At 63.2% G+C, this 14,752-nt stretch carries 8 protein-coding genes, 1 pseudogene and 2 CRISPR repeat arrays; of the genes and pseudogenes, 4 read left to right on the forward strand and 5 right to left on the reverse strand.

What is annotated here, in order from left to right:
* The first annotated feature begins 210 nt into the window (after positions 1–210).
* The 3 genes and pseudogenes from LZC94_28840 to LZC94_28850 all read left to right on the forward strand — a co-directional run bounded on the left by LZC94_28840 (position 211) and on the right by LZC94_28850 (position 5,778).
* The gene (locus LZC94_28840; GenBank protein ID WXB11854.1) at positions 211–1,749 is read left to right on the forward strand and encodes an IS66 family transposase; all 1,539 of its coding nucleotides are present in this window, start codon (positions 211–213) and stop codon (positions 1,747–1,749) included.
* Positions 1,750–1,821: 72 nt separating this feature from the next.
* A CRISPR array of direct repeats spans positions 1,822–2,977; the repeat unit is 36 nt; unit sequence GCTTCAACGTGGCCCGCGATGTTCTCCGCGGGAAAG.
* Positions 2,978–2,993: 16 nt separating this feature from the next.
* Positions 2,994–3,254: a CRISPR direct-repeat array (repeat unit 36 nt; unit sequence CTCGAGGGAGGGCCCGCGATGTTCTCCGCGGGAAAG).
* Positions 3,255–4,336: 1,082 nt separating this feature from the next.
* Positions 4,337–5,235: pseudogene (locus tag LZC94_28845) on the forward strand (site-specific DNA-methyltransferase).
* A gap of 36 nt (positions 5,236–5,271) precedes the next feature.
* The gene (locus LZC94_28850; protein ID WXB20260.1) at positions 5,272–5,778 is read left to right on the forward strand and encodes a restriction endonuclease; all 507 of its coding nucleotides are present in this window, start codon (positions 5,272–5,274) and stop codon (positions 5,776–5,778) included.
* 162 nt (positions 5,779–5,940) lie between these two features.
* On the opposite strand, the gene LZC94_28855 is transcribed toward LZC94_28850, so the two are convergent.
* The 5 genes from LZC94_28855 to LZC94_28875 all read right to left on the reverse strand — a co-directional run bounded on the left by LZC94_28855 (position 5,941) and on the right by LZC94_28875 (position 13,322).
* Complete coding sequence (locus tag LZC94_28855; GenBank protein ID WXB11855.1) at positions 5,941–6,186, reverse strand: hypothetical protein; 246 nt, start codon at positions 6,184–6,186, stop codon at positions 5,941–5,943.
* The gene (gene istB / locus LZC94_28860; GenBank protein WXB11856.1) at positions 6,183–7,001 is read right to left on the reverse strand and encodes an IS21-like element helper ATPase IstB; all 819 of its coding nucleotides are present in this window, start codon (positions 6,999–7,001) and stop codon (positions 6,183–6,185) included. Before istB ends, LZC94_28855 begins: the two co-directional genes overlap by 4 nt.
* Entirely contained in the window at positions 6,998–8,464 is a 1,467-nt protein-coding gene (istA, locus tag LZC94_28865) for an IS21 family transposase (GenBank protein ID WXB11857.1), read from the reverse strand. The genes istB and istA overlap by 4 nt, the downstream gene beginning before the upstream one ends.
* Positions 8,465–8,601: 137 nt before the next feature.
* Positions 8,602–10,617, reverse strand: a complete 2,016-nt coding sequence (locus LZC94_28870; GenBank protein WXB11858.1) for an ABC transporter ATP-binding protein/permease — start codon at positions 10,615–10,617, stop codon at positions 8,602–8,604.
* A complete protein-coding gene (locus tag LZC94_28875; GenBank protein WXB11859.1) occupies positions 10,614–13,322 on the reverse strand; it encodes an ATP-binding cassette domain-containing protein in 2,709 nt (902 codons plus the stop codon). The genes LZC94_28870 and LZC94_28875 overlap by 4 nt, the downstream gene beginning before the upstream one ends.
* Positions 13,323–13,483: 161 nt before the next feature.
* On the opposite strand from LZC94_28875, the gene LZC94_28880 reads away from it, so the two are divergent.
* Positions 13,484–14,353, forward strand: a complete 870-nt coding sequence (locus LZC94_28880) for a hypothetical protein (protein ID WXB11860.1) — start codon at positions 13,484–13,486, stop codon at positions 14,351–14,353.
* The last annotated feature ends 399 nt before the right edge of the window (positions 14,354–14,752 follow it).

Here is a 14,752-nt window from a genome sequence, read left to right on the forward strand (position 1 = left end):
ATCGCATGATGCGATATCGTGATATGCACGACGTTCTCGATGCATCGAGCCGTGTCGCCCGTCACGCCCCCCAATGCCAGCATCGCGGCCGCTCTCGTTGCGGCGCTGGCCCAAGGAGCGTCCTCGGATGCGGTGTCGAGGCTTGTGGCTGAGGATAGAGAGCTTCGCGAGCAAAACGCACGGTTACGTGCCGAAAGTGAATCGCAACGCGTGCGCATCGATGCCCTCGAGGCGCAGGTGGCATGGCTCTCGAAGCAGCTTTTCGGCGTCAAACGCGAGCGCTTGCCGGCAAGCACGTTGCAGGTGCTGCTCGATGCGACGATTCTCGCATCGAGTGGCAGTGAGCCATCGCCGGCCCCGGCCGAGCCCGAAAAGCCCAACGCGGCGCAGCCACTGGCCGGCCCCGATCGCGTGACCCCGTCGCCTCCGAGCGGTGTCCGAAAGCGCCGTACTCCACATGGGCGCGGGCAGCTTCCCGAGCACCTGCCCGTGGAAACCGTGGACATTTCGCCCGGCGAAACTCCTGAGGGAGCCCGCTACATCGGTGAGGAGGTCTCTTACCGATTGGCGTTCCGTAAGTCCGGGTATACACGATTGCGTGTGGTCCGGAAAAAGTTCGCCCAAGACAATGACGATGCCTCGGTCGCCGTGCACATCGAGCCCGTGCCCGACGAGATGATTCCGCGCGCGTTGCCCGATCCTGCGATGCTCGCCCACACGATTCACTCGAAATGGGGCGATCAGATCCCGTACACGCGCCTGTCGAAGATCATCGCCCGGCATGGTGTGCGTGTGCCCGTTTCCACGTTGAGCGCGTGGGAAAAGCTCGCCGAGCCGGTGGCGCGCCTCGTCGTCGATGCGGCTTGGGAACACGCGTTGGCTCAGTGCCAGGTCATCGGCATCGATGCGACGGGGGTGCGCGTGATGGCAAGCCCCCACGATCGAAGAGCTCACATCTGGGTGCTCCTTGCCGATCGGGCGCAGGTCTTTTTTCGCTATTCCGCGCTGCACACGAGCGACATGCCGAAAAGCTGGCTCGAAGAATTTGGCGGTATCGTCGTCGCAGACGCCTCCAGTGTGTACGACGAATTGTTTCGCGCTCCCGGCGCGCCGAAAGAGGCCGGCTGTATGGCACACTGCCGGCGCAAGTATTTCTTTGCTTTGCCCACCGACACGCGGGCGCGCGGTTTCGTCGAGCTTGCCGACGAGCTGTTCACCATCGAGAGGGACATCGCGCACCTTTCGCCCGACGCACGCCTTTTGATTCGAAAAGAGCGCTCTGCACCGCTGGTCGAGATTTTCGCCAGGGCCCGCGATTGCCTGCTCGACGACCCCAGCGTGGATCCACGCGGGCCTTTCTCCCGCGCCCTTCGGTACAGCCACAATCATTGGGAGGCGCTCACGCGATTTTTGGTGAACGGGAGCATTCCACTTTCCAACAATGACGTTGAACGCGAAATTCGACATGTGGCGATCGGACGGAAAAATTGGATGCACCTGGGCTCCGACGACGCCGCGGAAGTGGCCTGCACATGGCTTTCGCTCATCGCATCCGCGCGCCACGCCGGACTCGATTCCGAGGAATACTTGCGCGACCTGTTTCGTGTCCTGCCGAGTTGGCCCAAACGACGCGTCGTCGAACTTGCCCCCATGAACTGGCTCGCCACGCGCGCCCGCCTCCTCCCCCACGAGCTCGAGGCTCCTCTCGGGAAGATCACCATCCCCCCGCAGCTCGGCGAGTCCCCATAGTAGCGCTGCGCTCGATAGCTCCGTCATTCGCACCGCCAAATCTAGGCCGCCTGCTCGACGGAATCACGACGCGGTTGGCAGGAGGGATACATGTTCTCCGCGGGAAAGGCGGCGGTGAGGAGCGCGACAAGCGATGGGCGCGCGCCGAGCTTCAACGTGGCCCGCGATGTTCTCCGCGGGAAAGCGGCGTCCGGCCCTCGACCAGCCGACGCACCCGATGGCTTCAACGTGGCCCGCGATGTTCTCCGCGGGAAAGATGCTTGCGATCATCCGACAAATGCAAGATCACGCCGAGGCTTCAACGTGGCCCGCGATGTTCTCCGCGGGAAAGGCCGCCCAGCAAGCTGCAGCCCAACAAGTTCCGGCGCCGGCTTCAACGTGGCCCGCGATGTTCTCCGCGGGAAAGCTCCCGGCCCTCGTAGGTCTTGATGGTCGTGATCTCACTGCTTCAACGTGGCCCGCGATGTTCTCCGCGGGAAAGGAGAGCTTGCGCGGCCGCTTCGCTGCCGAAGCATGCTTCAACGTGGCCCGCGATGTTCTCCGCGGGAAAGGAGAGCTTGCGCGGCCGCTTCGCCGCCGAAGCATGCTTCAACGTGGCCCGCGATGTTCTCCGCGGGAAAGGTTTCCGCTCTTCACGCGCAAGATCGGGCTTCGCTTCAAGCTTCAACGTGGCCCGCGATGTTCTCCGCGGGAAAGCGAAGATGACGGACCAAGACGTTCATGATTACGTATTTCCGCTTCAACGTGGCCCGCGATGTTCTCCGCGGGAAAGTGGTAGGGAACCGCTCGTATTTACCGCGCGTATCCCCTTGCTTCAACGTGGCCCGCGATGTTCTCCGCGGGAAAGGAGCCTCCTTCGCTTTCGGCTGGGCACCGTTGCCGCCCAATCGCTTCAACGTGGCCCGCGATGTTCTCCGCGGGAAAGAAGTGCAGGTTGCACCGACCACCAACGCTCGGCATCAGAGGCTTCAACGTGGCCCGCGATGTTCTCCGCGGGAAAGCCACCGCGGCCGCCAGCTCCACCGTCACCGCCAACCGCACCGCTTCAACGTGGCCCGCGATGTTCTCCGCGGGAAAGAGGGCACTTTCTGGGCCTACTTTGGCCACTATTGTCAGCTTCAACGTGGCCCGCGATGTTCTCCGCGGGAAAGCACATCCCCCATTACGATGCGAATGCTGCTCGACAGCTACGGCTTCAACGTGGCCCGCGATGTTCTCCGCGGGAAAGGCGTAGGGCGATTGTGCTCGAGGGAGGGCCCGCGATGTTCTCCGCGGGAAAGAGAAGAACCAGCTGTCTTTCGCGAAAGCGGAGGAGCAAGCCTCGAGGGAGGGCCCGCGATGTTCTCCGCGGGAAAGCGTGCTTACTTACCGTGTGGAGAAGTGGAAAAGTTGTGACTCGAGGGAGGGCCCGCGATGTTCTCCGCGGGAAAGCATCTTCGATGCTGCGTGGCTCTCCGGGAAGAAGGTAACTCGAGGGAGGGCCCGCGATGTTCTCCGCGGGAAAGGGGTCACGCAGAATTCGAACAAATTCGCAGCCTTGTAAAGGGCTTTGCGAGCGACCCTCGGGATTTCGTCATCGTGGTTCTGCGCACCTCCAAAAAACCGCACGCTTGCCAGCCTTAAACATCTGTTTTCAAACAACAAACCCGCTTCGCGAGCGACCCTCGGGATTTCGCCACCACGTTACCGCTCGCAAGCGTCCCGTACAAGGCTTTATACGTTGCGATCGCGAACCGAGCACGCCCTCGGTCGATGAGGCGCATACGTGCGAGAGCGCACGGGCGGGCACCCGCGTCAAAGGCAAAGATGAAGGCGACGCCGAATCGAACCGGGCGAGACGCGCCCCCCGCGCATGGGCGCGTCGTTTGCCAAAGATGTCGCCCCGATAGGCAACGCCGACGTGCGATAGCTTGCGCGTCCATGGCATACGCAACTCGCACGTGCAGTTGCGCTCTTGCGCGTGTGCCCGAACGACCGCATTGGACATTCGTCTGACCAAATGCGATTTATTTCGGAACAGATCAAACATTTATCCTTGCGCGTCACGAATACATGGTTACGCAATCGGCATGTCAAAAGAATTTCACGCAGCCGTCCGTAAGCGTGCCGATGTCTTTGCCAACGGCGTCGTCAAAGCCTTCTCGTCGTCGATCGAGGACTTCCTCCGCGATCACGTCGAACCCCACAAGCCGGGTCGGCCGAGCGACGGACGCCGCGGGCCTGGTCGCCCGCGCAAGTCCGACGTAAACGCGATCGGGTAACCCCACGTCCCGATCACGGCTCCGCAGCCTACAGTTTGGTCGGGCATTTCAATATGAAGTACGTTTCGGCCCCGGGGACGCCCGGTCGAAACCGACCACCGCTTTGCAAGCGGAGTTCGCGGTCCACAGGCGTGGGCTCGAGCCCATCTATCTGCATCGGGGTGCGCTCTCTCGGATTGCGCTCGATGTGGATCGCACCGGCCTGGCCACCGCACTCCGAGAAATGTTCCGGGAAAGTCGTCCACATTCACGCCTATGCTCGCAAGGTCGATGCGATCGTGACTGCAAAGTTGGCCGGAGCGGAAGGGCGCCCGATAAGATCGGCCATGCCAATCGACTCGGGCGGGCTTCTCTACTACGGCGACAACTTGGAGGTGCTCCGCCGCTACGTGGATGACGAGTCCGTCGACCTCGTCTACCTCGATCCGCCGTTCAACTCGGCCAAGGACTACAACGTGTTGTTCCTCGAGCACGACGGGGCGCGTTCTGCGGCACAGGTCAAGGCGTTCAAGGATACGTGGGAATGGGACGAATCCGCCGTGCGCGCCTACCACGACCTCGTCGAAGCCGGCGGCAAGATATCGGAGGCCATGCAGGCGTTCCGGCTGGTGGTCGGCGAGAGCGACATGCTCGCATACCTCTCGATGATGGCGCCCAGGCTTGTCGAGCTGCATCGGGTCATGAAGCCGACGGCGAGCATCTACCTGCACTGCGATCCGGTCGCGAGCCATTACCTCAAGATCCTGATGGACGCGGTGTTTCGTCCTGTCAACTTCCGCAACGAGGTGATCTGGCGGTATCGGCGATGGCCTACGACGGCGCGGCAATTCCAGAAGATGCACGACGTGCTTCTCTTCTACGGGAAGACCCACACGGCCGCGCGCACGTTCAATGTGCTGTACGGCTACGAGCAGCTTGCAGATCGACCCTTCGAACCTACGGGACGAAGAAGCAAAAGGCCGACTTCTCCTCGGGGCACAGAAAGCCGAGCGTCGAAGAAGAAGAGTCGAAGGGCCTGCCGCTGTCGGACGTCTGGGAGGTGAGCATCATCCCTCCGAGCGGAAAGGAACGCCTCGGGTACCCCACGCAGAAGCCGGAGAAGCTCCTCGAACGCGTCATCTTGGCGAGCAGCCATCCCGGGGAGGTCGTTCTCGATCCGTTCTGCGGCTGCGGAACGGCCGTGGCTGTCGCCCATCGCTTGAAGCGGAACTGGATTGGAATCGACATTACGCACCTCGCGATCAACTTGATCAAGCGTCGCATGAAGGACTCCTTCGGAGTCGACGTCGGAGATGCCGTCGGAGAGCCCGTGTCGTTGCCCGATGCCGCAGCGCTGGCCGAATTGAACCCTTACCAATTTCAGTGGTGGGCCCTTGGGCTCGTCGGCGCCCGCCCGGTCGTGGAGAAGAAGGGGCCGGACCAAGGCATCGATGGCCGCTTGTATTTTCACGACGAGCCGGGACCGTCCCCGAGGACGAAACAGGTCGTGTTCTCGGTGAAGAGCGGCAGCACCGGCGTGAAGGACGTGCGCGATCTGCGCGGTGTTCTCGAGCGTGAAAAGGCGGCCATCGGGGTGCTCATCACGCTGCACCGTCCAACGCAACCATGCGTGCAGAGGCCGCGGCGGCCGGATTTTACCGATCGCCGGGCTGGAAGAAGGAATACCCGCGGTTGCAGGTCGTCACCGTCGAAAGCCTGCTCGATGGCCGGGGCATCGACTATCCGCCGACCGAACAAGTCAATGTCACGTACAAGAGAGCCCCACTAGCAAAGGCGACGCGAGCCGAGCAGATGTCGCTCTTTCATCCCAAACCAACCATGGCGAAAACGAATTCGAAGGCAGATCCCGACTCGGAAAAGAAGCCCGCCCCCCGGCGAGCTTCCTCTCGCCGTAGAGCTCGATCCCTTCCTACCCGCGACATGTAAACCGTTACGGGTGAGCTATTACGACCAGCGTCGGTGCGCGTTTCAACACGCACTCGAGCGCTTTCGTCTGCGTTTCTGGGTCCAGCGACGCGAAGCTCTCATCGAGGATGACGACGTCGGCGCGCTGAAGGAGCGCGCGCGCCATGTAGAGTCGACTTCGCTCTCCGTGGGAGATGTCAACGGCCACCGAAAACTGACCCATCTCGGCCATCAAAAACTGACCCACCCCGCCGCGATGGGGGGCACTCACCGCGTGAGCGCCGGCACCTCCTGGGTCGCTTTGGGTTTGCTCTCGTCAGATCTTGAATCTGTCTTTTTGGTGGCCGCGGCCGGGACACGGTCTCCCGGACCGCGAGTGACGAGGACCTCCGCATGCTGGGCCAGACGGTCCAGGAGTGCGGCCGTCAGCTTGTCGTCGACGAAGACCCGGTTCCATTCACTAAAAGCCAGATTCGATGTGATCACCGTTGCGCACCGTTCGTGCCGGGTGGACAAGACGTCGAAGAGCAGCTCTCCGCCGGCTTTTTCAAACGGTACAAAGCCAAGTTCGTCCACCACCAAGAGTGAAACCCTTCGCAGTCGCTCTTGCAGGCGAGAAAGAGCGCGTGCATCCCGGGCCTCGGTCAGTGCCCGGACCAAGTCGGAGGCGCGGTAAAAGAGCACGTGGTGGCCGCGCTTGATGGCCTCGATGGCGAGCGCGATGGCCAAGTGCGTTTTTCCGGTGCCCACGGGGCCCAAGATCACGATGTTGCGCGCCGTCGGAATCCAGGCACCACGAGCCAAGTCTTCGACGCGGGCGCGTTCGAGACCGTGTGGCCTCCGCCAATCGAATTGCGACATCGTTTTGTGCACGGGCAGACGAGCCGCTCGCATGCGGCGCCCAATCGCGTGCTCGGCGCGGACTGCGAGCTCGGCGTCGAGCAACGCCCGCAAGTACTGCAACGGTGACCAGCCTTCGGCCAGCGATTGACGTCCCAGCGTTTCGCACTCTCGTGCGACGGTCGGCAGCTTGAGTACGCGCGTATGGGCGCGTACGGCGGCCAAGAGCACGTTGTCGGTGCTCATGCCGATGCCCTCTCGAGAAGCACGTCGTAGCGCGATAGGTCGGGCGTCTCGACCGCGTATTCCGATAATGCCAGCGGGACAGCGGCGAGGGTTTCGGTGCGCCTTGTGCGTTGCAGAAAGGGCACCAGCGTACCGCACGCAAGGGCGGTGATGATGGCTCGCTTGACCCGACCGACTCCCTCGCGGTCAGCGCGCTCCAACCACGGAGCCAGTCTTCGTGCAGCTTCGATCAGGTCGGGCGAATACCGATTGCAAAGCGTCTCCCAGAGCTCGGGCCATGGTGAGCCGAATTGTGCCACCAACTCGTGAGCGACCTGGCGCAGAGCTTGTGGCTTGCGCGATAGTGGCAGTAACAAATGCCGATAGTCGATACTTCGGCCACCGAAGGCCACGCGAGGATGGCAGATGGTCTCGTCGCCTTTGGCGAAGGTGACGGTGTCGATGCCTAGGAATAGGTCGACCATCTGACCGCACCACCGACTGGGCACCGAGTAGTGAGCGCCCGCGACGAGGTAGCTGGCGTGGTGGCGAAGCTGCACGGTGCGCACCTGGCGGCCGTCAAAAGGCGCTGGGAGAGGCCGCAGCGCGCTGCGCTCGCGGGCCCAGGCCTCGACGTACATCGGATTGCGCGAATGCTGAGCATCGAGGCGTGCTTGCAAAGCCGTGGTCATGGCGGCAAGTGATTCACCGCGCGGAATGGGCACCAAATGCTGGCGACGTACGTGTCCTCCGCGGCGCTCGACTCCTCCCTTGTCGTGGCCTTCGCCGGGGCGGCAAAAACGTGGCTCGAAGGCGTAGTGGGCGCAAAGCGCGGCAAATCGGGGCCGAAGCAGCCGTGGCGCCCCAACGAGGATCTTGGCCACGGCAGCGCTCAAGTTGTCATAGGCCACGGCGGCCACCACCCCCGCGAAGTAGGTAAACGCCGCAACGTGAGCCGCTAAGAACCAAGTGGCGTCTTGTTGCGCGCAGAGCATGGCGAAGTCGCGCCCTGAGTGCATCAAGCGCATCACGAACATCCACGCCTTCTGGCGAATCCCCGAGGGCTCGACCCACACCTCGAAAAAATCCACCTGTGCGAGCTCGCCCGGCGTGTACACCAGGGGAACAGTCACCTCACGCTCACCGCTCCGGAATTCGGCCACCAATCGCCGCACGGTGCGCTCGCTCGCCGTGTGCCCGTTTTCACGCAATAGCTCCCACAGCCGCTTGGCCGTCAGCCGCTGTTTGCCCGCCGTAAAGGATCGGCGCGCTCGCCAGATAGCCGCGGCCGCCGTGGCCACCTCGTCGCGCACCGGGCTTGGTCGGACCTGTTTTTCTGGCCTTGGAACCGGAATCTTGTTGGCCCTCACGTATCGCCGAATCGTGTTTCGCGACAATCCGAGCTCCCGCGCCACTTCTCGAATCGGAACCCCTTCGCTCGCCACCTTGTGTCGAATCACTGCCACCACGTCCATCGGCACCATCCCCGGACGACGACTCCATCGCCCGCTCGCCTGTCCACCCCTTTCAGGGGTGGGTCAATTTTCCCTGGCCGAAACTGCTCCCCCCCGCGCTTCGCTCCGCCGGGTGGGTCAATTTCTGGTGGCCGTCGTGGGTCAATTTAACGTGGCCGCGTACAGGAGAGCTGCCATCCGGTTTCGCCAACCCGTTGCATCAAACCGCCCGGCATGCGGTCGAGAAGGGCACCGAGTCCGAGCTCACGGCAGATCGTTTCGGCTTCGACGAGATCCTCGGGTCGGGGCGGCCAGCACCGGCCCATGAGCAAATTGAACGCGAACGTGTCGGATAGGACATGGTTCTCGTGAAACTGAGGCGCAGCCGCGATGCGACGTCGCCAAGCATCGGCGCCGAGGGATGCTCGATCCAAGCCGTCCAAGAGCACGAGTCCGGATTCGGGCTCACGCAGCCCGGCGAGCACCGACCCGAACGTCGATTTGCCACCACCCGAGGGCCCTTCGACGAGCAGACGGTCACCCCGATGAATACGAAGCGTGATGTCGTGAAGGGTCGGTTTGCCCTTAAGTCGATGGCGGAAGACAACATTGCGGAGGTCGAGCAGACCGGTGGAGCCCCTCTCATTCCGCTCTTCGCCCGAACGGGGTGAATGGCGCGATGGAACCGGGCAAGGACGACCTCCCGCATGAAAAAGAGGCGCGGCTTGCCGCCACGCGGCCAGCGCCGCCACAAGGGACATGACCCCGCTCGTGAGTCGGACGATCGCACCACGTGCAAGGAGGACGCCTCCAATTCCAAGGGCGATCGCCTCGGGAGACGTCGTCTCGGCAATGAGTGCGGGCCCCAGTGCAACCACGCCGAGGAGGAGCCATACTCGCGGAGGTAGTCCGGTGATCAGCGTGCCGCTCCGATCGAGGTTTCGACCGTCTTCGCAATACGCCGCGAGTGCATGATCTTCGGCGACGTGCCACCCCCTGGGAGGTTCCTGGGCGATTCTCGTACGGTGGCCCAGCATCCCTTCGATCATCTGATTCGTCATCGCAATCCGGCCGCTCGACCAGGTAAGCCACTGTTTGGCGACACGCCGAAGGAACAGGGCGAGGAACGCGATACAGACGAACAAGAGCAGCACCGAAGCGGTGCTCCCCGGCCCGAACCCGAGCACAGGAATCGTGATGGCGAGCTCCACAAACGCCACGAGGCTCACGAATCCTCCATGCATCGCGAGCTCCTCGAGCGCGTCCACCTCGATGACCCGACCAAGTATCGCGCCCATACCCTGATGTCGAATATCTTCCGGATCGAGCTTCAATGTGCCGAGAAGCATGCGCTGCTTGAGCAAGAAGCCCGTTGCGATGTTTGCGGCGCCCTGCCACCACGTCGTCATGACGCGAACAGGGATCAATGTGGCAAGTAGGAGAGCCCACGCGACGAGCCAGCCACGATCCAAATGTCCCCCGAGGATGCCAACGCCAATGACTCGCCACGCAAGGAGCGAAAGAACGAAGCCGACCACGTGCGCGAACGTCATCGTGCGCAGCGTGCGCAAGACTCCGGCTCGCCGGAGCTGGGCATGAAACGGCGCCGAGCGCGAAAGTCGCAGCGACCAGCCAGCATCGAGCGGAAGCTCCCCCACCCGTTCACGTAGCAGTGCACTGCGCACGAGGGGGCGTCGCCGTGCCGAGAGAGGTACATGTTCCAGGAGCGCTTCGACCGCTGGGCCGTGCTCTCGCTCGGCAGCGAAATAGAGCGCCTTGCGGACATCTTCGAGCGGAACGCTTCGCACCGTAGGATCGGGAGTTACGACGCGAGCTCGTTTGCGCGTCGACTCGATGATCGCGATGACATAGGTAGCCTCCTCGGCGTGTACCAGGAGCAGGGCGGGAGCCGCCTGACGCACGAGAAAGTCGATGTCCGCGTGGGTCGCGGAAAGGCTTTCCACCTCCAACCCGAGAACGGATGCCGCATACTCCACACGCGAGGTGGTTGGCCCGCCATCGACGCCCCCAACGGGAATTGAACCCGTGGGATCAGTGTTAGCGGACGTCCGAACCGCTAGACAGTGCAACGCCGGAGGAAAACCGGCGGACTGCGCCAGCGATTCGAGCGCTTCCCCCACGCGCGCCATAGGCCAGCCGAACGCGGCGATCGCCCGCGTCATCCGCCAACCTCTTCCCGAGGAGCGAAATCAGCTTCCGAGAGGCGGCCATCCTGAATCGTGACGCGCCTCCAACTGCACCCGTTCCAGAGCGCGTGTTGCACGTCCTGCGCCGTGCGGAACATGGCGGCGTACCGTGATGTTTCACGAGCCAAGAGCTCGTCCGGCGCACCATCCTCGACCACACGACCATCTTCGACGACGAGCACCCGGTCGAAACTTCGCGTATCCAGTATGTCGTGGGTGATGCACAAGAGCGTCGCGCCCTGCCATCGCGCGCGCCCGCGCGCCAGCAGCTTCTGCCGATGCTCGCGAGCAAGACCTCGGAACGCCTCGTCCAGAATGACGAGCCGGCTGTTCGCACGCATCATTCCGCGACCAAGGCGCACCCGCTGTCCTTCGCCCCCCGAGACGAGCGTCCCGCCCTCCCCCAGCTCCGTCTGCAGCCCATTGGGCAATCGTTCGACCAGATCCAATAGCGCCGCGTCTTCGAGGATCGTTCCCACCCTCCCATTCGTGTCGACCGAAGCCCCATATTCGAGGTTTTCGAGCATCGAACGATTCCAGAGGTGCACCGAAGGATCGACCCATGCCGTTTCGGCGCGTATCCGCGTCCGGTGCTCTCCGCGCAGAGGGACGCCATCGACGAGCACCTCTCCCGCCGCCGGACGATGCCATCCGAGCAGGAGCCCCACAAGGCTCGACTTTCCCGCCCCCGATGGCCCCGCGATCGCCACGTGGCTTCCCTTTGCGATGGCCAGGTCGACGTTGTGAAGGATCGTGTGCCCTGCGGCTCGAATCGAAACATCATGAAGCTCGATTTGCATTCCGGGACCGCCGGAAAGCGGAACAACATCGCGCCATGATTCGCCCGTGGGGCTCACCGGGGTGTCGTCGTCCTCGAGGGCGCCGAGAGGTTCGGTCAAGCGGAGGAGCCGATTGCGCATCGACGGATAAAGAAGGGCCGTGCGTGCAATCTCTTGACCAAGCACCGGAACGTTCAACACCCAGTACACCAAGAGGAGCATCGCCACGGGTTCGGGCGAATGGGCCAGGTACGTGAACACGAGAAGAACGCCAAGCCCAGAACCCGCGAGCTGCAGAATCGCATCGATGACGACCGCAGCGCGCAACCGATCGAAGGCTGCCCGCGTCCATTCGAGTGCCGTTCTCCCGTGCTCGCGACGGAGCGCTCGCTCCGCTCCGTGCGCGCGCACGGGGATGAGCCCCTGGAGGGCGTCGAGGTAATAGCGTGAGAGCGCACCGTCGAATGAACGAACGCGCAGGTCGCGCTCCGACATCGCGCGTTGGGCCAGCCAGGGCACTGCCGTAGACGCAACCACCAGCAGTCCTACGAGCGGCCAACCTCGAGGATGCACCCAGAGCAGCCCTGCGGCGGCCACGCAGAGATCCATTCCGCTGCGCAACAGGCGCCCTCCCAGCAATGGGACCTCACGCACCGGGTGAATCGCATGGCAGCGATGGACCATGTCGGACGTAGGGCGACTCTGGAAGTAGCGATCGTGCAGCCGTGGAATCTTGCTGAGGAACGCCACGCGGAGACGCGTTTCGAGACGTGCCCCCATCCGAAGTACCCCCTTTGCGAAGGTCAGATCGAGCACGAGGAGAATGATGAAAAGGATCACGAGCAACCCGAGCCCGGCCAAGCGCTGTTCGATGACACCGAGATAACGCCCGATGTCGATCACGCCGCGAAGAAGCACCGCCTCGAAGGCACCGCCAACGCTTGCCGCAGCAGCCGACGCGACGAGCACCGCAGGCGCAAAGACACCATCCTTCCGCAGCATCGAACCAAGTTGGCGCAGCGGACGCGCCGGCCGTTCGCGAACCGCCGCTTCGAGCTCGGAAGGAAGTGCCGACAGCGCCGCCCGATCGGCATGCTCACCAAAGATGCGGACGAGTACGGCGCCCGCGACCATGACGTGCTCGATGCCTTCGTCGGCGACGGGCATCGGAGTGACGGACCAGTAGGCCGACGGGATCACCGATTGCGCCACATCGCTCGCGCCGGGCGAATCCAACCACTCCCGTGCCCGTTCGAAGAGCGATGCGCAAAGCGACGCGGCCGCCGCCCCCCTTTCGATGGCGCGCTCGCTCACCAGCGACAGGGTCATTCGCAACGCAGCATCCAATGCAGCAAACGAACGCCATGTTGGGTCACGCTGCGCAAGGTCCGTGAGCCGTGCCCCCATGGTTTGTGCACGGAGCCGCACGAGCCGAGCTCGAAGGGCTTCATGAAACTCCTCCGACTCGGCCCATGCGCGCCACGTCGTTGCCGGCATCGGTGTTCGGTGTACGAACGCCAGCTTTCGCAACGCGGGCAGACCGATCCAAATCCGACCGCGCCCAGGATCCATAAGCTGGACGAGATCTCCCATGCGCCGCCACGCCACGACGAAATGGAGCGCCCCCGCCGGATCACTCGTCAGAAGGAGCGCCGGAAACGGGTCCGCGAGCATCAATTGGTCCACCGGCAGCATCACCTGCCGCGCATCGAGTCCAAAGCGTTGGGCGAGATCCTCGAGGGCGTCGATGGAAGTCCCGTCGACCTCCGTTTGGCAAGCCTCGCGGAGTCGCCCGTAGCTCACGCGCACGCCGAGGCCCTCGAGAAGAGACTTCAGCGATGCCGGACCACAATCCATCATCGACGTTTGAATGACTTCGGGGGCAAAAAAGGGGCGTCTCATCGTCGGGTGATGCGTTCGCGCCGGTCGCCGGCGGGCTCCTGCGGAGGACGGCTTCGACGAAGAATGTCTCCGGCCGCCCGTAATGCGAGCTCCGCCGGGGTCGCGCTCTCCACCTCGACCTCGGCACATCCTGGCAGGCCGTGCTGCATAGGGATTCCTTCGTGAGCCTTCAAAATGACGAATTCGACCCGCGCGCGTCCGCCCCGCACTTCACTCGCAACGTCGGCGACCTGCGCTCGCGTTTCACCGAACTGCGTCCACGGGAATCCGTCGAACCGAACACGTGCGAGTTGCCCCGTGCGGATCCGCCCGAACGCCGACGCCGGTTTGAACTCCGCGACCACGCGCAAATCGCCCCGTGCGACAATGGTACCGACGTGTTCTCCCTCGTCGACGAACGATCCGGGGCGCACGGCGCCAATCTCTCCGATGCGACCGCTCGCGGGAGCACGGATTCTGCGTCGCTCAATCTCGTGCTCGAGCGACTCGATCTTCGCGTGAAGCGGAACGAGCTCCGATTCCAGACGAACGACGTCGAGTTGCAAAGATGCGATGCGCGCGCTTCGGTCGGATTGCCCGGTCATCCACCCACGTTCGAGCTTGCTCTGCTGAGACCGAAGCGCGGCTTCGGCCGCTGCTTTACTCTGAGCTTCTGCTTTGCCGCGAACGGCGTCGATTTCGGCGATTGCTCCGCTTTTTTGGAGGCGCTCGATGCGATCGAACTCGTCGCGAGCCAAGGTGGCGGCAATTCGCGCCTCCTCGCTGCGGCTGGCGGATTCGTCGATAGCGGCCTTTCCTTGATTGCGAAAGTGCGCGAGTGCTTGTTTTTCGGCATCGAGCTCCGCGCGCGTGGCCGCGAGCTTCGGAGCGACGCTCGCGACCCTCGCCCGCACTTCGCTGAGCTCGAGTCGCTGAGGTTCCGCGTCAAGCACCATGATGATATCCCCTTCTTGGACCTCACGGTCGAGCACGAGGTCCACCTTCACGGCTCGACCGGCGATTGGAGCGTCTACGGGATGCGTCGCGTGTAGAACTTCGAGACGGGCCGTTTCGCTCGTTTCGTAAATGGAGACCTTTGCGACGAAGAGCCACACGCTCCACGCCGCAAGAAGCACGGCCGCGACAAGTGCCATGACGTGGCAGCCCTGCAGCGAATCTCTCTCGATCGAACGGAGCGTGCGGCGAAACATGTCAGCCATTGGTGGATTTCGGGCACCAGATTAATCCTACTTTCCGCACGCAGTCTACGAGGCTCTGGGCGTGTTGGCACGAGCTGACATCAAAACACAATCGCGGCGAACGTCAGGCCAGTGGTTCGCAATTCGCTCAAGTGCCGCGACGTTGAGAAAATGTCGCGTTTAGCCGAAGCGCGTGCAAGCCACTGAATCGCACGGGAGTACACCCGAACCAAAGCGATGATGCTCGAAGTC

This window comes from Sorangiineae bacterium MSr11954 (assembly GCA_037157815.1).
Lineage (GTDB): Bacteria > Myxococcota_A > Polyangia > Polyangiales > Polyangiaceae > Pendulispora > Pendulispora albinea.

Bases quoted from the DNA above. Each gene is read 5' to 3' on its own strand.
- LZC94_28850 (WXB20260.1), top strand. From the start codon at position 5,272: ATGAAGGACTCCTTCGGAGTCGACGTCGGAGATGCCGTCGGAGAGCCC.
- istB (WXB11856.1), bottom strand. From the start codon at position 7,001: ATGAGCACCGACAACGTGCTCTTGGCCGCCGTACGCGCCCATACGCGC.
- istA (WXB11857.1), bottom strand. From the start codon at position 8,464: ATGGTGCCGATGGACGTGGTGGCAGTGATTCGACACAAGGTGGCGAGC.
- LZC94_28870 (WXB11858.1), bottom strand. From the start codon at position 10,617: ATGACGCGGGCGATCGCCGCGTTCGGCTGGCCTATGGCGCGCGTGGGG.
- LZC94_28875 (WXB11859.1), bottom strand. From the start codon at position 13,322: ATGAGACGCCCCTTTTTTGCCCCCGAAGTCATTCAAACGTCGATGATG.